General features: G+C 65.7%; 20 protein-coding genes. 17 read left to right on the top strand and 3 right to left on the bottom strand.

Annotation, left to right across the window (positions count from 1 at the left end):
* Positions 1-307 precede the first annotated feature (307 nt).
* Entirely contained in the window at positions 308-2,623 is a 2,316-nt protein-coding gene (locus QX070_RS16975) for an ATP-binding protein (protein ID WP_315738154.1), read from the top strand.
* Between the two features lie 15 nt (positions 2,624-2,638).
* On the opposite strand, the gene erpA is transcribed toward QX070_RS16975, so the two are convergent.
* Positions 2,639-2,980, bottom strand: coding sequence for an iron-sulfur cluster insertion protein ErpA (gene erpA, locus QX070_RS16970; protein WP_315711699.1), 342 nt, complete (start codon positions 2,978-2,980; stop codon positions 2,639-2,641).
* Positions 2,981-3,090: 110 nt separating this feature from the next.
* Here erpA and QX070_RS16965 point away from each other — a divergent pair, with 110 nt between their 5' ends.
* The 12 genes from QX070_RS16965 (at position 3,091) to surE (ending at position 15,463) form a co-directional block, all read left to right on the top strand.
* Positions 3,091-4,257 (top strand): deoxyguanosinetriphosphate triphosphohydrolase, encoded by a 1,167-nt coding sequence (locus QX070_RS16965; RefSeq protein ID WP_315738153.1) that lies wholly within the window; start codon positions 3,091-3,093, stop codon positions 4,255-4,257.
* Between the two features lie 8 nt (positions 4,258-4,265).
* Positions 4,266-6,062: an arginine--tRNA ligase gene (gene argS / locus QX070_RS16960; protein WP_315738152.1), complete on the top strand. Its 1,797-nt coding sequence runs from the start codon at positions 4,266-4,268 to the stop codon at positions 6,060-6,062.
* A gap of 95 nt (positions 6,063-6,157) precedes the next feature.
* The gene (locus tag QX070_RS16955) at positions 6,158-7,693 is read left to right on the top strand and encodes an SPOR domain-containing protein (protein WP_315738151.1); all 1,536 of its coding nucleotides are present in this window, start codon (positions 6,158-6,160) and stop codon (positions 7,691-7,693) included.
* Between the two features lie 42 nt (positions 7,694-7,735).
* Entirely contained in the window at positions 7,736-8,764 is a 1,029-nt protein-coding gene (gene nagZ / locus QX070_RS16950; RefSeq protein WP_315738150.1) for a beta-N-acetylhexosaminidase, read from the top strand.
* Positions 8,761-9,600 carry a ScpA family protein gene (locus QX070_RS16945; protein ID WP_315738149.1) on the top strand — a complete coding sequence of 280 codons (840 nt, stop codon included), beginning with the start codon at positions 8,761-8,763 and terminating at the stop codon, positions 9,598-9,600. Before nagZ ends, QX070_RS16945 begins: the two co-directional genes overlap by 4 nt.
* Positions 9,601-9,619: 19 nt before the next feature.
* Complete coding sequence (scpB, locus tag QX070_RS16940; protein WP_315738148.1) at positions 9,620-10,714, top strand: SMC-Scp complex subunit ScpB; 1,095 nt, start codon at positions 9,620-9,622, stop codon at positions 10,712-10,714.
* A 284-nt stretch (positions 10,715-10,998) separates the two neighbouring features.
* Positions 10,999-11,232 carry a twin-arginine translocase TatA/TatE family subunit gene (locus tag QX070_RS16935; protein WP_006614346.1) on the top strand — a complete coding sequence of 78 codons (234 nt, stop codon included), beginning with the start codon at positions 10,999-11,001 and terminating at the stop codon, positions 11,230-11,232.
* A gap of 112 nt (positions 11,233-11,344) precedes the next feature.
* The gene (gene tatB, locus QX070_RS16930; RefSeq protein WP_315738147.1) at positions 11,345-11,872 is read left to right on the top strand and encodes a Sec-independent protein translocase protein TatB; all 528 of its coding nucleotides are present in this window, start codon (positions 11,345-11,347) and stop codon (positions 11,870-11,872) included.
* Positions 11,869-12,687, top strand: coding sequence for a twin-arginine translocase subunit TatC (gene tatC / locus QX070_RS16925; RefSeq protein WP_315738146.1), 819 nt, complete (start codon positions 11,869-11,871; stop codon positions 12,685-12,687). Before tatB ends, tatC begins: the two co-directional genes overlap by 4 nt.
* A gap of 118 nt (positions 12,688-12,805) precedes the next feature.
* On the top strand, positions 12,806-14,137 hold the full coding sequence (gene serS, locus QX070_RS16920; RefSeq protein ID WP_315738145.1) for a serine--tRNA ligase: 1,332 nt from the start codon (positions 12,806-12,808) through the stop codon (positions 14,135-14,137).
* A gap of 102 nt (positions 14,138-14,239) precedes the next feature.
* The gene (locus QX070_RS16915) at positions 14,240-14,596 is read left to right on the top strand and encodes a hypothetical protein (protein ID WP_315738144.1); all 357 of its coding nucleotides are present in this window, start codon (positions 14,240-14,242) and stop codon (positions 14,594-14,596) included.
* Between the two features lie 99 nt (positions 14,597-14,695).
* Entirely contained in the window at positions 14,696-15,463 is a 768-nt protein-coding gene (gene surE, locus QX070_RS16910; protein WP_315738143.1) for a 5'/3'-nucleotidase SurE, read from the top strand.
* 8 nt (positions 15,464-15,471) lie between these two features.
* Here the strand turns inward: surE and QX070_RS16905 are convergent, their stop codons facing one another.
* Entirely contained in the window at positions 15,472-15,855 is a 384-nt protein-coding gene (locus QX070_RS16905) for a response regulator (protein ID WP_315738142.1), read from the bottom strand.
* A 264-nt stretch (positions 15,856-16,119) separates the two neighbouring features.
* Between QX070_RS16905 and QX070_RS16900 the strand changes: the two genes are divergently transcribed.
* Together QX070_RS16900 and QX070_RS16895 are read left to right on the top strand one after the other, a co-directional pair.
* The gene (locus QX070_RS16900) at positions 16,120-16,767 is read left to right on the top strand and encodes a protein-L-isoaspartate(D-aspartate) O-methyltransferase (RefSeq protein WP_315738317.1); all 648 of its coding nucleotides are present in this window, start codon (positions 16,120-16,122) and stop codon (positions 16,765-16,767) included.
* A 107-nt stretch (positions 16,768-16,874) separates the two neighbouring features.
* The gene (locus QX070_RS16895; RefSeq protein WP_315738141.1) at positions 16,875-18,317 is read left to right on the top strand and encodes a LysM peptidoglycan-binding domain-containing M23 family metallopeptidase; all 1,443 of its coding nucleotides are present in this window, start codon (positions 16,875-16,877) and stop codon (positions 18,315-18,317) included.
* A gap of 51 nt (positions 18,318-18,368) precedes the next feature.
* Here the strand turns inward: QX070_RS16895 and QX070_RS16890 are convergent, their stop codons facing one another.
* A complete protein-coding gene (locus QX070_RS16890) occupies positions 18,369-19,385 on the bottom strand; it encodes an ATP-binding protein (RefSeq protein WP_315738140.1) in 1,017 nt (338 codons plus the stop codon).
* A gap of 203 nt (positions 19,386-19,588) precedes the next feature.
* On the opposite strand from QX070_RS16890, the gene yajC reads away from it, so the two are divergent.
* Both yajC and secD read left to right on the top strand, forming a co-directional pair.
* Entirely contained in the window at positions 19,589-19,957 is a 369-nt protein-coding gene (gene yajC / locus QX070_RS16885) for a preprotein translocase subunit YajC (protein WP_315738139.1), read from the top strand.
* Positions 19,958-20,046: 89 nt separating this feature from the next.
* Entirely contained in the window at positions 20,047-21,648 is a 1,602-nt protein-coding gene (gene secD / locus QX070_RS16880) for a protein translocase subunit SecD (RefSeq protein WP_315738138.1), read from the top strand.
* Positions 21,649-21,655 lie beyond the last annotated feature (7 nt).

Raw genomic sequence — 21,655 nt, 5'->3', positions numbered from 1 at the left:
GCGTAGAGCCGTCGCGCAGGGAATGCCGGTTGACCGGCTGGACCTGTGGTGACTGCCGCCTGCTTTTTTTCTGCAGGCGGGCCATGGGTTGCGGCCAGCACCCGGCATTCCCTGCGCCCTCGACCTCAACGAGGGTGAAATCGACGATCATGACTCGGGCATATCGTGCCGCGAGAACGACGAGTTGCATCCAGCCCTGTCAGCGCGCGCGTTCGGAGCTTCCGTAATTCTACGGGCGGGACAATTAACGCGGCTGAAGCAGCCGGTCAGGCATGGCAAGGGATCACAAGGAAGGTTCTGCGCGCTCATGAATTGGCCTGGGGATCCCACGCGCTCGAAGCGAACGGCCGGTGGCAGCCCGCTGGGTGCCTTCTTCCTTTGGATCGGCGGCTTCGGCGCCATCGAAGGTCTCGACGATGAAGCGCTGACCGAGCGCGATCGCCGGCGCATCCGGGCGCAGCAGGTCGATGCCGTCGCGCGCCTCGTCCCCGTGACCATCGGCATCAATTTCGCCAACGCGGCGATCATTCTCGGCGTGTTCTGGAACACCGTCTCCAATCTCTTCCTCATCGCGTGGGGCGCCGCGATCGCCGTGGCCGGCGGCATGGCGCTGCGCGGCTGGTGGCGCGCGCGCAAGTCGCGGCCGCAGGAGGCGTCCGAACGCGCCATCTCCCGGATGACGCTGCAGGCGTTTTTCTTGGCGACCATCTGGGGATCGCTGCCGCTGATCGTGATGCCGCAGGTCGATCCGCATCTGCAGATCATCGTGGGCTCGCTGATGACCGGGATGATCTCCGGTGGCGCGTTCGCGATGTCGAGCGTGCCGCGGGCCGGCCTCGCCTACACCTGGACCCTGATGCTCGCCTCGGTGGGGTCGCTGTTTCTGTGCGGCGGCGCGACCTATCTCGTGCTCGTCGTGTTCCTGCTGCTCTACACCTCGTTCATGGTGCGTCACCTGGTGTCGCACGGCAACGTGTTCCTGGAGAACCTGAAGGCGCAGATCCGGCATGAGCGCCAGAACGAGACGATCTCGCTGCTGCTGAAGGAATTCCAGGAGAACGCCGCGAGCTGGCTGTGGCAGACCGATGCCGAGGGCCGTCTGATCGACGCGCCGCAGCGCTTCGCCGACGTGGCGCAGCTTCCGCTCGATCAGCTCAAGGGCGAGCGGCTGATCGATACGCTGAAATATCTCTGCCCAACGGATACGGCGACGCTTTCGACTCTCGCCGACCGCATGGCAAAGCGGCTGTCGATCCCGGAGATCCTGATCCATGTCGTGGTCGCGGGCGGCGAGCGCCGCCGCTGGGCGCTGACGGCGCGGCCGGCGCGCGACCATGAGGGCAAGTTCGCGGGCTATCGCGGCTTCGGCCGCGACGTCACCGAGCGCTGGCGGGCCGAGCAGGCGGAGGCCGAGAGCCGTGCCAAGTCCGACTTCCTGGCGATGATGAGCCACGAGATCCGCACGCCCATGAACGGCGTGCTCGGGCTCGCCTCGACCCTGCTGGAGACAAAGCTCGACGATGAGCAGCGCCACGCGGTCATGACGATCCGCGAGTCCGGCGACAATCTGCAGCGCATCCTCAACGACATCCTCGATCTGTCCAAGCTCAATGCCGGCAAGCTCGAATTCGAGACGGTGGATTTTTCGCCGGCAGCCCTGGTCGAGGCGGTCACCGCCATCATGGGGGTCAATGCGAAATCGAAGAGCCTGCTGGTCAACGCGGACATCGATCCGAAGCTGCCGCCGGCTCTGAAGGGCGACGTGGCGCGCATTCGCCAGGTCCTGATCAATCTTGCATCGAACGCGGTGAAGTTCACCGAGCGCGGCGGCGTCACCATTGCCGTAGCCTGCCGCACGCGGGACGATCACAAGGCGACGATCGAGTGGCGCGTCTCCGACACCGGCATGGGCATTCCCGCCGATCGCGTCGGCAAGCTGTTCACGGATTTCGCCCAGGCCGATGCGTCGATCAATCGCCGCTTCGGCGGCACCGGGCTGGGGCTCGCGATCTCCCGGCGCATCATCGAGCAGATGGGCGGATCGATTGCGGTGTCGTCGGTACAGGGCGAAGGCTCGACCTTCCGCTTCAGCCTGACCCTGCCGTGGAGCGACAAGCAGGTGTCCGATCAGCGCGGCGACCGCGTCGGCGCCGGCGACCTCAAGGCGCGGATCGGGGCGCTCGGCCGTCCCTTGCGGGTCCTGATCGCCGAGGACGACGCCACCAACCGCATGGTGGTGTCGAAGATGCTGCAGGAGTTCGCGGTCGAGAAATGCACCGTTCCGGATGGCTTGCAGGCGGTGAAGGCGGCGGACGAACAGGAATTCGATCTGGTGCTGATGGACGTCCGCATGCCCGAGATGGATGGCATCACTGCGACCCGGACCATCCGGGCGAGGGGCGGGCGGCTCGCCGAGCTCCCGATCATCGCGCTCACGGCCAACGCCTTCCCGGACGACATCAAGCAGTGCCGCGAGGCCGGCATGACCGACTTTCTGGCCAAGCCGTTGCGCAAGCCGGCCATGGTGGCGGCGATGCTGAAGGCAATCGGAACGCCCGCACCGAGCCTTGAAGGGCCAACGCTTGCGCCGTCCGACGGCCCTGCCGTTACCGCGGAGGTCTGACCGATACGACGGAGGCTAGACCGAGAAGCTGGTGCCGCAGCCGCAGGAGGCGGTGGCGTTGGGATTATTGACCCGGAACGAGGCGCCCATCAGGTCGTCGACGAAATCGACCTCCGAGCCGGCGAGGAACGGCACCGAGGCCGGATCGACCAGCACCACCGCGCGATCGCGCTCGATGACGAGATCGTCGTCCGCCTTGGCGCGGTCGATGTCGAACTTGTACTGGAAGCCGGAGCAGCCACCGCCTTCGACCGAGATGCGCAGCATCGCGCCGGCGCTCTCCTTGCCGAGGATCTCTCCGATGCGGCGGGCGGCGCGTTCGCTGATGGTGACGGGGCCGGTCGAGGCATCAGTCATGGCAATGGGTCTCCGGGAGGCGCGTCATGCCCTATTCATTTGGTGCCGGGCACTCCCCATAGTTAAGTGGGCTCCGCTGAGGAATCAAACCGCAAAAGGAACAATCGCCCGTGTCGGTCGGAATGGCTGCCCCCCGCGCTCCCTATTCCTGCGATCCCGATCGCAGCCGGGGCCGCCTGTTCGCCGAGCCGCCGTCCCGCACCCGCAGCCCCTTTCGCCGCGATTGCGACCGCGTGATCCATTCGACCGCCTTCCGACGGCTCAAGCACAAGACCCAGGTGTTCGTCTTCCACGAAGGCGACCACTACCGCACCCGTCTGACCCATTCTTTGGAAGTCGCCCAGATCGCCCGCGCGCTCGCCCGCCAGTTCGGCCTCGACGAGGACCTGACGGAGACGCTGGCCCTGGCGCATGATCTCGGCCATCCGCCGTTCGGCCATGCCGGCGAGCGCGCGCTGAACCGCTGCATGGCGGACCATGGCGGCTTCGACCACAATGCCCAGACATTGCGCATCGTCACGTCGTTCGAGCAGCGCTACCCGGATTTCGACGGTCTCAACCTGACCTGGGAATCGCTCGAGGGCATCGTCAAGCACAACGGGCCGTTGCAGGCGCCGATCCCGCCGGGAATTACCGAGTTCAACGCCCGGTTCGACCTGGAGCTGTGGAGCTATGCGTCGCTCGAGGCCCAGGTCGCGGCGCTGGCGGACGACATCGCCTATGATGCCCACGACATCGACGACGGGCTGCGCGCCGGCCTGTTCACGGTCGACGACCTCAAGGAGATTCCGCTGCTCGCGGCGATGATCGCCGAGATCGACCGCCAATATCCGGCGCTCGATCCGATCCGGCGCGGCGCCGAGCTGGTGCGCGAGCTGATCTCTTACCTGATCGCAGCCGTGGCGGCTGAGACCGAGCGCCGGATCGCGCGGGCGCAGCCGATGTCGCCTCACGACATCAGGCGGCACAGCGGGCCGCTGGTGGCATTTCCGGCCGATGTGGCCGAGCACGAGGCGACCATCAAAGGGTTTCTCTGGCAGCGGATGTACCGTCATGAGCGGGTGATGCGGGTGATGCGCGATGCCGAGCGCATCGTCGCCGACCTGTACGGCCGCTACCATGAGGACGGTTCGACGCTGCCCGCGGGCTGGCTGGACGGTTGCGAGGGCGAGGGCGATCGGGCTCGCCGCATCGGCCACTTTATCGCCGGAATGACGGACCGTTTCGCCTTAACGGAGCACCACCGGCTTTTTGACTCGACTCCGGATTTGCGTTAGGCGGCGGCATGGTCGAACAAGCTTCCACCCCTTACCTTTTTGCCGACATGCTCGCGCGTGTCCACGCCATCTGCGCCGCGCTCGCCAAGCACGGCGGCTGGCCCGAGGGCATCGATTTTTCGCGCGTGGTGGTCGAGCCGCCGCGCGATCCGAGCCATGGCGACATGGCCACCAATGCCGCGATGGTGCTCGCCAAGGAGGCGAAGGCCAAGCCGCGCGATCTCGCCGAGCAGATCGCCGAACGTCTGCGGGCCGACGAACTCGTCGCCAAGGTCGACGTCGCCGGTCCCGGCTTTATCAATCTGACGCTTCAGCCGGTGGTCTGGGCGCAAGCGCTCAGCACGATCCTGCGCGAAGGCGCCGCCTACGGGCGCGTCGCGCCGGTGCCCGGCGCGCCGAAGGTGAACGTCGAGTACGTGTCGGCCAATCCGACCGGGCCGATGCATGTCGGACACTGCCGCGGCGCCGTGTTCGGCGATGCGCTATGCAGCCTGCTGCAGTTCGCCGGGCGCGACGTCACGCGCGAGTACTACATCAACGACGCCGGCGCGCAGGTCGACGTACTCGCACGCTCCGCCTTCCTCAGATATCGCGAGGCGCTCGGCGAGGATATCGGCGCGATTCCGGATGGGCTCTATCCCGGCGACTATCTCAAGCCGGTCGGGCAGGCGCTCGCGAGCGAGTACGGCGACAAGCTCAAGGCGCTCGCTGAGACCGAGTGGCTGCCGATCGTACGCGACAAGGCGATCGCGATGATGATGGGCGAGATCAAGGACGATCTCGCCGCGTTGAACATCCGTCATGACGTCTTTTTCTCGGAGCGCTCGCTGATCGCCGGCGCGACCAACAAGGTTGCTGACACGATCGAGTTCCTGCGCGAGCGGGGCGACGTGTATGAAGGCCGTCTGCCGCCGCCTAAGGGCGCGCCGGTGGAGGATTGGGAGGATCGCGAGCAGCTCCTGTTCCGCGCCACCGCCTATGGCGACGACGTCGATCGTCCACTGATCAAGTCGGACGGCAGCTACACCTATTTCGCCTCCGACATTGCCAACCACCGGCACAAGTTCGAGCGCGGCTTCGCCGACCTGATCGACGTATTCGGCGCTGATCACGGCGGCTACATCAAGCGCATGCAGGCGGCGGTGAAGGCCGTCACGGCTGCGCAGGCAGTGCTCGACGTCAAGGTCGTGCAGCTCGTCAAGCTGTTGCGCAATGGCGAGCCGGTGAAGATGTCGAAGCGCTCCGGCGACTTCGTCACCTTGCGGGAAGTTGTTGATGAAGTGGGGCGCGATGCGGTCCGTTTCATGATGCTCTACCGCAAGAACGACGCCGTGCTCGATTTCGACCTTGCCAAGGTGATCGAGCAGTCGCGCGACAATCCCGTGTTCTACGTCCAGTACGGCCACGCGCGAGGGCATTCGATCTTCCGCAATGCCAGGGAAAGCCTGCCCGAATTGCCGGAGGCGGAGGGCGCGCGACTCGCGTTCCTGGCGCAGGCGAATCTCGAAAAACTATCCGACCCGGCTGAACACGACCTCTTGAAACGGCTGGCGCTGTACCCACGTACGGTTGAGAGCGCGGCCGTAGCGCATGAGCCGCACCGGATCGCCTTCTACCTATATGAACTTGCAAGCGAATTTCACGCCCTCTGGACGCGGGGGCGGGATTTGCCCTATTTACGCTTCATTATCGATGATGATGCAGAATTGACCAAGGCACGTTTGGCCATGGTTCAGGGCGTCGTCTCGGTTCTGGCGTCGGGACTTGCGATCTTGGGCGTTAATGCTCCTGATGCAATGCGCTGATTGGGGGAAACACACGACTTCAGTTGGGGGCCTCAATCTGGCAGGGTCCGCCTTAGGACGCATATGCGGCTCACCCGCAGGGACGCTTCATCACGATGGCTGATCGTTACCAGGACAGACCCTTTCCCGCTGATGGTTTTGGCCGTGGTGGAAACCAGCAGGCCGATGCCGATCCGCTCGCCGAACTCGCTCGCCTGATCGGGCAGAACGATCCTTTTGCCGCGTCGGGCCGGGCAACTCCTCAACCTCAGTCGCGTCCGATGGTGCGCCCCGCCGCGCCCGCGCCAGAACAGCCGGTTCCCGGCATGCCTCCTGCCGGCGCTCCGGCCTGGATGCAACGTGCCCAGCCTGCCGCCGCCAATCCCTTCGCCGACATCGGCCGCGAGCCGGCGCCGGCACCGCCGGCCTTTCCGGCGGGCTATCAGGATCCGCGCGGCCAGCCGGGCTTCCCGGACCAGGATTTCGCGCCCGCGCCCCGGCAGCAGCAGGGTTATCCGAACGCGGAGTTCGCCGACCAGCTGTCCAAGCTCGACTACAGCGTCGGGGAGTCGCGCCACGGGTTCGCCGAGAACGACCGCGACTACAACCGCGACAACGGCTTCGATGACAACGAGCCGGACTCCTCGCGCTATGACGATGCGCTGTTCGGGCAGATGGGCTCGGGACAGCAGGGGTTTCAGGGCGACAACGATTTCCAGGACGGCCAATACGGCTATCAGGACGGCTACGACGAGGGCGAGGAAGAGGAGCGGCCGCGGCGGCGCAGCGGCATGAGCACCGTGCTCGCGGTGTTGACCCTTGCAGTGGTCGGCACCGGCGGCGCCTACGGCTACAAGACCTACATCTCGTCCGGCCGCACTGGCGAGCCGCCGATCATTCGCGCCGACAACAGTCCGACCAAGATCATGGCCCAGCAGGATCCGACGCCGAAGGTGCCGGATCGCCTGCTCGGCAATGATGGCGGCGAGAAGCTGGTGTCCCGCGAGGAGACGCCGATGGATCTGAACGCCCGCGGCGGCAATCCGCGCGTGGTGTTCCCGCAAATGAACCAGAATGCGGCTCCGCCGCCGGTCAGCGCCGGGGCGGCCCCGATGTCGCAAATGGCCAACGCCAATGGCATTTTGCCCAACAGTGATCCGCGTCCGATCAAGACGCTGTCCGTGACGGGGGGCAATCAGGCCGCAGCGGCCGATCCGCCGATGCCGGCGACGCCTGCAACCAAGCCGGCGGCGACGCCGAAGGGCCGCAAATCGCCGGCCAACGCCAACGCGTCGGCCGCCAACGACAGCCCGATGCCGCTGACTCCGCAGGCCGCAGCACCGGCGCGCATCGCCGCGGCCGTGCCGGTCACCGAGCAGACCCAGAATGATCGTACCGGCGGCTATCTGGTCTCGATCTCGTCGCAGGCCAGCGAGGCGGAGGCGATGTCGTCCTACAAGGCGGTGCAGGACAAATACGGCGCCGTGCTGGGCAAATATGAGCCGATCATCAGGCGGATGGATCTGGGTGAGAAGGGCGGTGTCAGGTACCGCGCAGCCGTCGGGCCCTTCGCGACCAAGGAAGAGGCCAACAAGATGTGCGGATCGTTGAAAACCGCCGGCGGACAGTGTTTCCCGTTTAGCAACCAGTAAGGCTTGCTTGACCGCCCCCGAGGCGGGGTCTATGCGGCCCGCATGACCATGCGGGCTTTCATTACCGGCATCTCCGGGCCTGATCTCACCGACGCCGAGCGCGCGTTCATCCGCGAGTTCAGCCCCTGGGGTTTCATCCTGTTCAAACGCAACGTCCAGTCACCCACCCAAGTGACTGCACTGGTTGAGGAATTAAGGGCCTGCGTCGGCCGCGCCGAGGCTCCAGTCCTGATCGACCAAGAGGGGGGCCGGGTGCAGCGGCTGGGGCCGCCGCATTGGCCGGCCTATCCCGCCGGCGTGGTGTTCGACCGTCTCTACGATCTTGATTCGGCCGCAGGCCTCCGTGCCGCTTGGCTCAGCGCCCGCCTGATCGCCGACGACCTGCTCAAGCTCGGCATCACCGTGGATTGCCTGCCGCTCGCCGACGTCCCCGTCGCCGGCGCTGATGCCGTGATCGGGGATCGGGCCTATGGCACGACGCCAGAAAAGGTGGCGGCGATCGCCCGGGCGGTGACGGAGGGGCTGGAGCAGGGCGGCGTGCTGCCGGTGCTGAAGCACATTCCGGGGCATGGCCGGGCCACCGCCGACACCCATTTCCGGCTGCCGACCGTGGACACGCCAGAAGCGGAACTCGACGCAACCGATTTCGCCGCCTTCCGGCCGCTGGCCGACCTCCCGATGGCGATGACTGCACATGTTGTGTTTAGCGCGATCGACGCCGCCCATCCGGCCACGACTTCTGCGACAATGATCGAACGGGTGATTCGCAAACGGATCGGGTTCCAGGGTTTGTTGATGAGTGATGACGTTTCCATGAACGCATTGGCCGGATCGATCGCCGAGCGCACGCGTGCGATCGTGGCGGCCGGCTGCGACATGGTTCTTCACTGCAACGGCCGACTGGACGAGATGCAGGCGGTCGCGGCCGAGACGCCGGAGCTGGCCGGCCAGGCTCTGGTTCGCGCCGATCGCGCGCTTGCGGCGCGCAAGGCACCCACAGGCTTCGATCGTGACGCCGCGCGCGGCGAGCTCGACGCCTTGATCAACCGGCTGGGACCCGCGAGCGCATGACCGCTGAAATTCTGTCGTTTGAAACCGGCCGGCCCACCACGGAGCTGGCCGAGGCCGAACCGGCGTTGGTCGTCGACGTCGAGGGCTACGAGGGCCCGCTCGATCTGCTGCTCGCGCTGGCGCGGCAGCAGAAGGTCGACCTCGCCAAGATCTCGATCCTAGCGTTGGCCGACCAGTATCTCCAGTTCATCGAGGCTGCGCGCAAGATCCGGCTCGAGCTCGCTGCCGACTATCTGGTGATGGCGGCTTGGCTCGCCTTCCTGAAGTCGCGTCTCCTGTTGCCCGAGCCGCCAGCGCAGGAAGGGCCGAGCGCCGAGGAGATGGCGACCGCGCTCGCCAACCGGCTGCGCCGCCTGGAGGCGATCCGCGAGGCCGCCAATCGTCTGATGAATCGGCCGCAGTTCCAGCGCGACGTGTTCCCCCGCGGCAATCCGGAAGAGATCGCGGAAGTCCGCCGCCCCAAGTTCACAGCCACCCTGTTCGACCTGCTGTCGGCCTACGCCATTCAGCGGCAGGCACGTGTCGTGACATCCGTTCATATGGCCAAGCGCACCGTCTGGTCGCTCGCCGAGGCGCGCGCGTCGCTCGAACGGCTCGTCGGCATGACCGAGGTGTCGGACGACTGGGGATGTCTCGACGACTATCTGCTGAGCTACGTCGCCGAGCCGGCCCAAAAGGCTACCGTCTTCGCATCGAGCTTTGCGGCCGTGCTGGAGCTGGTCCGCGAAGGGCAGCTCGAGCTGAACCAGAAGCAGGCGTTCGCGCCACTGTATTTTCGTAAGCGTCCACCGATCCAGCCCGGCGCCATGGCTGCGCCGGACTTGACGGTTGAGTAACGAAGAAGGAGACCCTGCCATGGCAAGCTTGGCGGAACTGCGCATGGAAGAGCCCGACGAGATCGCGACGAGCGAGCCCGAGGTGCGCCCCGAAGAGTTGCGCATCCTCGAGGCACTCTTGTTCGCCTCGGCCGAGCCGCTCGAGCAGGCTACGCTTGCCAAGCGTATGCCTGAAGGTGTCGATATCAAGGCCGCGTTGGCGCAACTGCAGGCGGAATACGCCAATCGCGGCGTCAACCTCGTGCGCGTCGCCAACAAGTGGACCTTCCGTACCGCCGGTGATCTCGCCTGGCTGATGACGCGCGAGAGCACCGAAACGCGCAAGCTGTCACGCGCGGCGATCGAAGTTCTGGCCATCGTTGCCTATCACCAGCCGGTGACGCGTGCCGAGATCGAAGAGATCCGCGGCGTCGTCACCTCCAAGGGAACGTTGGACGTTCTGTTGGAGACCGGCTGGATCAAGCCACGCGGGCGCCGCAAGACCCCGGGCCGTCCGCTGACCTTCGGCACCACCGATGCGTTCCTGGCCCAGTTCAGCCTGGAGACCCTGGGCGATCTGCCAGGACTGGAAGAGCTGAAGGGCACGGGCCTGCTGGATTCCCGCTTGCCGACCGGCTTCACCGTCCCGACGCCATCGGACGATCCGACGCTCCGGGAGGACGAGGAGCCGCTGGATCCGGGCGATCTCGATCTGGCGCTTGCGCCGGCGGTCGAGGCCGAACCTGGCGAAGCCGAAGCTGCGGAAGACGAAACGGCCGAGATGGAAACGGTCGCAGCCGACACGGCTGCGGCCGAGGTCGCCGAAGGCCAGATTGCGACCGCCGAGGCCGCTGTTCGGGACGACACCTCGTCGCAGGTCGCTATTGGCGATCTGGAACTGCCGGGCGCCGATGCGGAAACCGAGATCACCGAGGTGGACTTGGCCGTCGAGGAGATCGAGGTCGGGCCGGACGACGGGGCCGTTATCGAGCTCGTCGAGCTGTCTGCCGACGCTGACGCTCAGGTAGACGACGAGGCAGAGGCAGAGGCCGAGGTCGACGCGGCGGATGAGGAGATCGACGCGGCCGATGACGCGCACGACCGCGATACCGACGACAACGGCTCGCCGCACTAAAACTAGCGGCCGGGGCTGTTAACACTCGCGTTATTGCGTAGGTCCGGCCTCGATTTGTCGGACCTTAAGTGCTTGTTTTTGGAGGCGTTGGCGCCTACCTTCCGCCCAGATCGGGCTGTCCGCGCGCCATTTTGGCCAGTGACAGGCCGCGTTCGTGTTGCTGTTTCGCAATCGAATGCTAGAAGCGAAGTGTCGCGGTCAAGTCCATGGATATGGCGCGGTTTCGGCGGTAGCGTCGACGGGCAGTCGGGTGAAGGCTGCGCCGGTGTTTGGAGGGTTGCAGGATGGGTTCGCTTAGCATTTGGCACTGGATCGTCGTGATCGCGGTCGTCCTGCTGTTGTTCGGGCGCGGCAAGATTTCCGATCTGATGGGCGACGTCGCGCAGGGCATCAAGGCCTTCAAGAAGGGCATGCAGGACGACGACAAGGCGCCGGAGAAGACCGAGCCAGTCAAGTCGATCGACCACGGCGCGACACCTTCGGCCACCCGCACGGATGTCGGCAGCAAAGCCGTTTGATCTGCGCGTGAAAGGCGCGGGCGGCGCGCTCCCGCAGAGACGGCACCGGGACCTGTTCGGACAGACCCGGGCAGGCGGGATCAGAGGCGTCGTCGCGTAGGCGGATTGTTTCATGTTCGATATCGGCTGGAGTGAGCTGCTCGTCATTGGGGTCGTCGCGTTGATCGCGATCGGTCCCAAGGAGCTTCCGGGCGTCCTGCGTATGGTCGGGCAATGGATCGGCAAGGCGCGCCGGATGGCCTCGGAGTTCCAGGGCCAGTTCCAGGAGGCGATGCGCGAAGCGGAGATGGCCGACCTCAAGAAGAGTTTCGATGAGGTCCGCGAGGCGGCCAGCGGTTTCACCCCGACCGGCGTGATCTCCTCGTTGCAGCGCGACGTCGACAAGGCGCTCGATATCGAGGGGATCGACAAGTCCGCCGAGCCGGCACCAGCATCGGACGTGGCTGCTGCTTCGCCCGAGCCTCCTGTGATGACCCCGACCACCCCCGAACCTCCAGTGGCCGAGACCTTCGTCGAGCCTGAAGTCCATCAAGCCGTGGGCGAGCCGCTGGCGATCGTGCGTGAAATCAAGCCCGAGCCGCAGCCTGAAATGTCTGCGTCAGCAGAAGCTGAACGTCTGAAGGACGCCAAAGCGTCATGACCGTCGAAGATATCGAGGCCAGCAAGGCCCCGTTGATGGATCACCTGATCGAGCTGCGGTCGCGGCTGATCAAGGCACTGCTCGGCTTCGGCGTGGCCTTCATCTTCTGCTTCTTTTTCGCCAAGCAGATCTACAACATCCTGGTGCTGCCGTTCGTCTGGGTGGCAGGGGCCGAGAACAGCAAGTTCATCTACACCCAGCTGCTCGAATATTTCATCACGCAGCTCAAGCTCGCGATGTTCGGCGCTGGTTTCATCTCGTTCCCGATCATCGCGACGCAGATCTACAAGTTCGTGGCGCCGGGGCTGTATCGCCACGAACGCAATGCTTTCCTACCCTACTTGATAGCGACCCCCGTCTTCTTCGTGCTCGGCGCCATGCTGGTCTATTTTGCGGTGTGGCCGATGATCGTGCGCTTCTCATTGGGCATGCAGCAGCTCGGCGGCCCCGAGACGGCGCAAATCGCGCTGATGCCCAAGGTCGGCGAATATCTGTCGCTGATGATGTCGCTGATCTTCGCCTTCGGCATCGCGTTCCAGTTGCCGGTGATCCTGACCCTGCTTGGTCGCATCGGCATCGTGACCTCGCAGATGCTGAAAGAGAAGCGGCGCTATTTCATCGTCATCGCCTTCATCATCGCCGCCGTGCTGACGCCGCCGGACGTGCTGAGCCAAGCGTCCTTGGCGATCCCGCTGCTGGCCCTCTACGAAGGCGCCATCATCGCGGTGGGGATCGTCGAGAAGCAAGCGGCTGCGAAGTCGGGCTCCGGCACGTCGTCCGGCTCCGGCAATCTGCCCAGCAATCCGGCCGAGTAGGGCCGGGCTTCCCGCCCGGCCTGGCCTGTTCCCATCCGCTGCCATTCGCGGTAGTGCAAGCCGGCCCGTGACCCCGGGCGACTCGCCGAGATCTTTTCGTCTCCAGGACCGAACGACCATGCACGACATCAAATCGATCCGCGACAATCCGCAAGGTTTCGATGCGGCGCTGACGCGCCGGGGTCTGTCGCCCCAGTCGTCGCAGCTGCTCGCCATCGACGAACGGCGTCGCGCTGCGATCCTGGCGTCCGAGCAGGCGCAGGCGCGGCGCAACGCCGCCTCCAAGGAAATCGGCGAGGCCAAGAAGGCCAAGGACGACGCGCGCGCATCGGCGCTGATGGAGGAGGTCGCCAAGCTCAAGACCACCATGCCGGAGCTCGAGGCGGCCGCGAAGCAGGCAGATGAGGAGCTGGCGCGCGAGCTCTCGGCGATTCCCAATTTGCCGCTCGACGAGGTGCCGGACGGCAAGGACGAGCACGACAATGTCGAGCGCCACATGTTCGGCGCGCGGCGCAACTACGCCTTCGCGCCGAAGCCGCATGATGATCTCGGTGCGGCTCTTGGCACCATGGACTTCGAATCGGCTGCGAAGCTGTCGGGCGCGCGCTTCGTCGTGCTGAAGAGGGGCCTGGCGCGGCTCGAGCGCGCGCTCGGGCAGTTCATGCTCGACCTGCATACCAATGAGCACGGCTACACCGAGATCAATCCGCCGCTGCTGGTGCGCAACGACGTCATGTTCGGTACGGGCCAATTGCCGAAATTCGAGGACGACCAGTTCTGGGCCGTGAAGGGCGAGCTGATTGCAGCGCCGGATGATCGCCTCAAGACCGAGCGGCTGGGTCTCATTCCAACTGCCGAGGTGGCCCTGACCAACCTGGTCCGCGAGTCCATCGTTGACGAGAAGGAGTTGCCGATGCGGCTCACGGCGCTGACGCCGTGCTTTCGCGCCGAGGCCGGAGCAGCCGGACGCGACACCCGCGGCATGATCCGTCAGCATCAGTTCACCAAGGTCGAGCTGGTGTCGATCACGACGCCGGAGACCAGCAAGGACGAGCACGAGCGCATGCTGGCCTGCGCCGAGGAAGTGCTGCGCCGGCTCGATCTGCACTATCGCGTCATCACGCTGTGCACCGGCGACATGGGCTTCTCCTCGCAGAAGACCTACGACATCGAGGTCTGGATGCCCGGGCAGGGCGATGGCGGCGCCTTCCGCGAGATCTCCAGCTGTTCGGTGTGCGGCGACTTCCAGGCACGCCGCATGGATGCACGCTATCGCGGAAGCGACGGCAAGCCGCGCTTCGTGCACACATTGAACGGCTCGGGCACGGCAGTCGGCCGCGCGCTGATCGCAGTGATGGAGACCTATCAGCAGGCCGACGGCTCGATCGCCGTCCCCGATGTGCTGCAGCCCTATATGGGCGGCCTCAAGGTGGTGGCCGCGGAGCCATAGCGCCGCGGCAAATTGCATCCGCCCAGGTCGCCGCCATTGCGTGGGCGCCGGCGGGTCGTATCCTCGGTTCTGTTCAGCAATTGCTTTTCAGATACCGGCATCATGGCTCTGCATCGGGATATTTTCTGGATCGGACGGCAATGGGCCGTCACCGGCTCCGGCATCCAGGCGGTCGACCAGCGCCTGAAGGGAGCATTCGATATCGATCGTGCAGCGGTGTGGCATGATGGCCCGCCGGAGGCCCTGCGCCATCAGGCCTGGTTCAACGCTGCTGATTTCGACAAGGCGCTGGGTGTTGCGCGGGCCCGGTTTCCGGCGCCGCCGCTGGCCGAGTCCGCTGTGCCTTCGCCGGTCCCTCCGCCAGCGTCCCATGTGTCCGTCACCCCCGCCGCGTTGCTCCGGCTGGGTACGCGAGGGAAGCTCGCCAGGTTCCTGCCGCAGTGGCGGATTCGGCCCTGAACCACTGCCGAACCCGGCTCGAGGTGGCGGGTTTGCCTCGATGTCGCGCAGCAGATAAGACACCGCGGCAATCGTCTTGAACGGGATGGAAAGGTGGCCATGCGGATTCTCTGCACCAATGACGACGGAATCCATGCGCCGGGTCTCAAGGTGATCGAGGAGATCGCACGCGCCCTGTCCGACGACGTCTGGATCGTGGCTCCCGAACTGGACCAGAGCGGCGTGTCCCATTCGCTCTCGCTCAATGACCCCCTGCGGCTGCGCGAGGTCGGCCCGCGGCATTTCGCGGTGCGCGGCACGCCGACCGACTGCGTCATCATGGGGGCCCGTCATATTCTGGGGGCGAAGCTGCCCGACGTGGTGCTGTCCGGCGTCAACAAGGGCCGCAACGTTGCCGAGGACGTCGTCTATTCGGGCACCATCGCCGGCGCGCTCGAAGGCACCATTCTCGGCTTGCCGTCGTTCGCCCTGTCGCAGGAATTCAGCGTCGCAACCCGTGACAAGCCGTCCTGGGACACCGCGCTCAAATTCGGCCCGCAGATCGTGCGCAAGGTGCTCGAAGCCGGCGTGCCGAGGAATACGGTGATCAACGTCAACTTCCCGGCCTGTGCGCCGGAAGAGGTCAGGGGCGTCGTGGTCACCCGCCAGGGCAAGCGCAATCTCGGCTTCTTGAAGGTCGACGAGCGTCGCGACGGCCGCGGCAATCCCTATTTCTGGATCGGCTTCGACCGCGCTGCCTCGCTCGACGTGCCCGACGAGGGGACGGACCTCGCGGCCCTCGCGGCGCACTACGTGTCAGTGACTCCGCTTCGCCTGGATCGCACGGACGAGGCGTTCTCCGGCAAGCTCAGCGACATTCTGGGCTGAAGCGCCGTCTACCCCTGTGGCTCAGCGCCACGCAGCGCATGGTCGATCGCCTTTCCGAGCGTCTCGAGCTGGAACGGCTTCTGCAGGGCCGGCCGGTCGCGATATTCTTCCGGCAATCCCGACGAGCCGTAGCCGGTTGCGAAGATGAAGGGCCGGTTGCGCGCCTTGATGAGATCGGCCACCGGCGAGATGACCTTGCCGTTGACGTTGACGTCGAGAATGGCGACGTCGAAAAAGGTGCTCTCGGCCAGCCGCATCGCTTCGCCGATTTCGCCGGCCTCGGCCGCGACGGTATAGCCGAGCTCCTCGAGCATGTCGGCCACCATCATCCGGATCATGACTTCGTCTTCAACCAGAAACACAGAGCCGCGCGGCGGCCGCGGTGCAGTCATGATGTCAGTCCTTGCCCATACCCGATTTGACGCTCGCAAATAACGGCTTATGGCGCAACGTCAACAATGTCATCTTTCACTGCCGTGCGGCGTGGGCAGGCTCGCCCATAAGGTGAACGAACCGGAGCCGACTTGGTTCCTCGTGCGAAACGCGGTCGTCGTCGGGACCATGTCGGTGCGTAGTTGCGACGCGGGCGCGGAAATTCGGTGCGCAACCCTCGCCCCGCAGGTAAATTGCCCACGAGCCCACCAACCGACATCCCGATGCCCCCAGCCGCTCCTCCCGAGAAAATGATGTTTCAGCTGACCCTGCGTCGGCGGGGGATCAGCGATCAGGCGGTGTTGCGTGCGATGGAGGAGGTGCCGCGGGAAGAGTTCGTTCTGCCGGCCGACCGCCCGGACGCCTATCGCGACAGCGCGATGGCGATCGCTTGCGGGCAGACCATCAGCCAGCCGTTCGTCGTGGCCTACATGACCGAACAGCTCAAGCTGCAAAAGACCCACCGCGTGCTCGAAATCGGCACCGGGTCCGGATACCAGGCCGCGATCCTGTCCCGGCTTGCGGCTCATGTCCTGACGGTAGAGCGCTTCCGGACATTGGCCGACAAGGCCAGGGAGCGGCTGGAGAAGCTCGCCTGCTTCAATGTCGAGGTCATGCTCGGCGATGGCTACGCGCTGCCGCCGGGGGGCGGCCAATTCGGTCGCATCATCGTGACCGCGGCGATGGACGAGATTCCCCAGAGCCTGCTCGACCGGCTGGAGCCGGACGGTATCCTGATCGCGCCGGTCGGGCCGCAACACGGGGTGCAGACGCTCGTCAGGATCACGCGAACGGGCGATCGTTTCGACCGAAAAGAGCTCGTCGACGTGCGATTTGTGCCGGCAATTCCGGGGATTGCGCGCGAACTTTAAACGTGCGGATCAGCAGGCCGCACAACGCTTTATTCGCGGCTTAAGCGCTTATTTACCGCGGCTGTGTTTACTCGAATTCGTTGTTTGTTGCGTACGAGTGAGTAACCATGCCCACTACCGTCGAGTTGCTTCGCTCGCGCCGCCTGCCGCAGGTTGCGGCATTGGCGCTGATGTCGTTCGGCGTCGCCGGCTGCAGCGCCGACATGTCGACGCGGCTGTCGCAGACGCAAAACCCGTTTTCAAACCCCTTTGCATCCGATTCCACGGGGTCGGTGCAGGCGCAGCCGCCCCGGCAGCACCAGCCCTACACGCCCGCTCCGGCGCCGGCGCCGGCCTACTCGTCCTCGGCGCTGCCGCCCCCGGCGGTCGGGGCTCCGCAATCCTATCCGGCCGGCGGCGGTGCGGGAGGCGTATCCTCGGGCGGGCGCGGCGTCGCATCCTATGCGCCACCTGCTGCGGTCCCCGTGGCTGCACCCCCGGTCGCTGCACCCCAATCCTATGCACAGCCGGCGCATTCCTATGCTCCGCCGGCCCAGCCGCGCCTCGAGACCACCGGCACCGTGCCGCCGCGTTCGGTCGCCGCCGCGCGTCCCGCCATCGGCACCAAGATCATCGTCGGCACCAGCGATACGCTCGACATCCTCGCCAAGCGCTATCGCGTGACACCGGCTGAGATCCTGGCTGCGAACGGCTACAAGGGCCCGCGCGCGTTGTCGCCGGGCCAGCAGCTGATCATTCCGCATCCCGGCACGGTCGCGGCTGCGCCCGCGGCCCAGCCCGTTGCTGCGGCGCCAATGGTTGCGCCGAAGCCGGTGGCGGCCGCAACACCGTCCACCGTCCACTTCGTCAACCGCGGCGAGACACTCGCCAGCATCGCCCGCCAGAATCATCTGACGGCGGCTGAGCTCGCCCGCGCCAACAATCTCGATCAGGCTTCGCCGCTCAAGCTCGGGACCAGGCTGACCGTCCCTGGCAGGGCCGTGGCGGCAGCTGCGCCGGTGGCTCCGGTCGCAACCGTTCCCCAGGCGGTTGCGACCGTGCCGGCGCCAGCGCCGACCACACGGGTCGCGACGGCCGCAGGTCCGGTCCAGACCGCCCGCCTGGCCCAGGCCAATCCGGCACCCGAGAAGGAGGAGGAGCCGGCTCGGTCGGCCGAGACCACCAGCTCGCTGCCGACATTCCGCTGGCCGGCGCGCGGCAAGGTGATCACGAGCTATGGCGCCAAGACCAACGGCAAGTCCAATGATGGCATCAACATCGCCGTTCCCGAGGGCACCCCGGTAAAGGCGGCCGAAGATGGCGTCGTCGCCTACGCCGGCAATGAATTGAAGGGCTATGGCAATCTGGTCCTGGTGCGGCATTCCAACGGCTACGTCACCGCATATGCCCATGCGAGTGAGCTGATGGTGAAGCGCGGTGATCCGATCAAGCGCGGCCAGGTCATTGCCAAGTCGGGTCAATCGGGAGAAGTCGGATCGCCGCAGCTCCACTTCGAGATCCGCAAGGGATCGTCGCCGGTTGACCCGCTGCAATTCCTCAACGGGGCGTGAGGTCCGGTCGTTTGACCTCACGCAATCGTGGACGACACGGGGCCGCGCAGATTACTGCGCGGCTTTTTGCGTTGTCAGCCGCACGCCGAGGCGGCCCGCCAGATCTTGCGTGAACTGCCACGCGACGCGGCCCGAGCGCGAGCCGCGCGTCGTGGCCCATTCCAGCGCCTCGCGCTCCAACTGATCCTCGGCGACCGCGATGTCGAAATGGCTGCAATAGCCTTTGACCATCGCGAGGTACTCGTCCTGGCTGCAGCGGTGGAAGCCGAGCCACAGTCCGAAGCGGTCGGACAGCGAGACCTTTTCCTCGACCGCTTCGCCCGGATTGATCGCGGTCGAGCGCTCGTTCTCGATCATGTCGCGCGCGAGCAGGTGGCGCCGGTTCGAGGTGGCGTAGAGAATGACGTTCTCGGGGCGGCCCTCGATGCCGCCTTCGAGCACGGCCTTCAGCGACTTGTAGGACGCGTCATTGCCGTCGAACGACAGGTCGTCGCAGAACACGATGAAGTGGAACGGCGCGGCACGCAGGATGTCCATCAGCGCGGGCAGGCTCTCGATGTCCTCGCGATGAATCTCGATCAGCTTGAGCCGGTCCGCCGGCTTGCGGGCGACATTGATGCTGGCATGGGCGGCCTTGACCAGCGATGACTTGCCCATGCCGCGCGCGCCCCACAACAACGCGTTGTTGGCCGGCAGGCCGTTGGCGAAGCGCTCGGTGTTCTCGATCAGGATGTCGCGCATCCGGTCGATGCCCTTGAGCAGGTCGATCTCGACACGGCTGACGCGCGGCACCGTCGAGAGCCGGCCGTCCGGATGCCAGACGAAGGCGTCGGCCGCGTTGAGGTCCAATGCCGGCGCGGCACCCGCATGGGTTGTTGCCAGATGCGTCGCAATGGCTTCCAGCGCACGGGCGATGCGCTCGGCGATGTGGTCGGGAGCAGGGCCGGCGGGACGTTTTGCCGCGACCTTCGCCGGCTTTTGCGCTGCGGGCTTGGAGCTTTTTTGGAGACGTCTGACGACGGTTTGGGCGGGACCGCGGGACGGGGCTTTGGCTGGTTTTTTCGACATGCTGCAAGTTCCTGATGGGGCAGCCATATCGGGCCTCGCCCGCTGCCGCAAGCGGGGCGAAATGAAGGGGCGGGGCGCCTTGCTATTGGGACTGCTGCCGCTATATTCCGCGCGAAATTCGCAAGAGGCCGGCCCGCGCCGAGACAAGCGTGGTTCGCCGGCTATTCCCGTCTCACCGGGCGCTGCCCACGAGGATCGACCACATGCTGATCACCCCTGCCTATGCCCAGGCCGCCGGCGCTGGCGACACCAACAGCATGCTGATGTCGCTGCTGCCGTTCGCGCTGATCTTCGTGATCATGTATTTCCTGATCCTGCGGCCGCAGCAGAAGAAGGTCAAAGAGCACGCCGACCTCGTCAAGAACGTCCGGCGTGGCGACACGATCGTGACCCAGGGGGGTCTGGTCGGCAAGGTCACCAAGGTCGTCGACGACGACCAGGTCGAGTTCGAGATCTCCGATGGTGTCCGCGTGCGCCAGATGCGCCAGATGATCACCGGCGTCCGCACCAAGGGCGAGCCGGCCAAGGCGGACGCAAAGGACGACAAGAAGGACGAGAAGGCCGCGAGCTGATCGCCGGCCTGGCCAGTCGAACGCCGGCCGTCGCTCTTTGTGATGTTCTGATTTTTTCGGGCCGGATACGGCCCTTACGGACAACCTCCATGTTGTATTTCACGCGGTGGAAGGCGCTGGGCATCATTCTCACGGCGCTCGTCGTGTGCCTGTGCGCGGTGCCCAACTTCTTCTCCGAAGCGACGGTCAAGACCTGGCCGTCCTGGGCGCAGCGCCGGCTGGTGCTCGGCCTCGACCTGCAGGGCGGCTCCTATCTGCTGCTCGAGGTCGATTCCAACTACATCAAGAAGGAGCGGCTCGATGCCGTGCGCGACGACGTTCGCCGCACGCTGCGCGATGCCAAGATCGGATACACCGGATTGGTGAGCCGGGGTGATGGGGTCGAGGTCCGGATCACCAAGGAAAGCGACACGGGAACTGCGATTTCCAAGCTGCGCGATCTCTCGCAGCCGCTCGGCGGGCTGCTCGGCTCCAGCGGCCAGCGCAGCCTCGAAGTCAGCGATGCCGGTGGCGGACTGGTCCGGCTGACGATCCCGCCGGCGGCCATCACCGAACGCATCCGCCAGACCATCGAGCAGTCGATGCAGATCGTCGAGCGCCGCGTCAACGAGCTCGGCACCGTGGAGCCGGTGATCCAGCGCCAGGGCAACGACCGCATCCTGGTGCAGGTGCCGGGCTTGCAGGATCCGACGCAGCTCAAGAACCTGCTCGGGCGCACGGCCAAGATGGAATTCCGGATGGTCGATACGTCCGTGCCGGCGGATCAGGCGGTGCAGGGAAGGGTGCCGCCGGATTCCGAGGTGCTCCAGAGCGCATCGCCACCCAACCAGCCCTATGTCGTGAAGAAGCAGGTGCTTGTCTCCGGCGGTGATCTCTCCGATGCGCAGACCGGCTTCGACCAGCGCACCAACGAGCCGATCGTCACCTTCCGCTTCAACTCGGCCGGCTCGCGCAAGTTCGCGCAGGCCACGACCGAAAATGTCGGGCAGCCGTTCGCCATCGTCCTCGACAACAAGGTGATCTCGGCGCCGGTCATCCGCGAGCCGATCACCGGCGGCTCCGGCCAGATCTCCGGCAATTTCACCGTGCAGTCCGCCAACGAGCTCGCGATCCTGCTGCGCGCCGGCGCGCTGCCGGCGCCGCTCACGGTCATCGAGGAGCGTACCGTCGGTCCGGGCCTCGGCGCCGATTCGATCGCCAAGGGCGAGCTCGCATCCTATGTCGGCTCGATCCTCGTCATCGTGTTCATGCTGGTGACCTACCGGCTGTTCGGCGTGTTCGCCAACATCGCCGTGGTGGTGAACGTCGCGATGATCTTCGGCGTGCTGTCGCTGTTGAATGCGACGCTGACGCTCCCGGGCATCGCCGGCATCGTGCTGACGGTCGGCATCGCGGTGGACTCCAACGTGCTGATCTATGAGCGCATCCGCGAGGAGCTGCGCGGCGGCCGCAATGCCATTTCGGCAATCGACGCGGGCTTCAAGCGCGCATTGGCGACGATCCTGGACTCCAATATCACCACATTCATCGCCGCAGCCGTGCTGTTCTACATCGGCACCGGCCCGGTGCGCGGCTTTGCCGTGACGCTGGGCATCGGCATTCTCACCACGGTCTTCACCGCCTTCACGCTCACCCGCCTGATTGTGGCGGCCTGGGTGCGGTGGAAGCGGCCGCAAAGCGTGCCAATCTAGGAGCTAC

The organism is Bradyrhizobium sp. SZCCHNR1093 (assembly GCF_032381175.1).
Lineage (GTDB): Bacteria > Pseudomonadota > Alphaproteobacteria > Rhizobiales > Xanthobacteraceae > Bradyrhizobium.
Note: the sequence above shows the minus strand (reverse complement) of the source record. Positions and strands in the feature narration are given on the sequence as shown.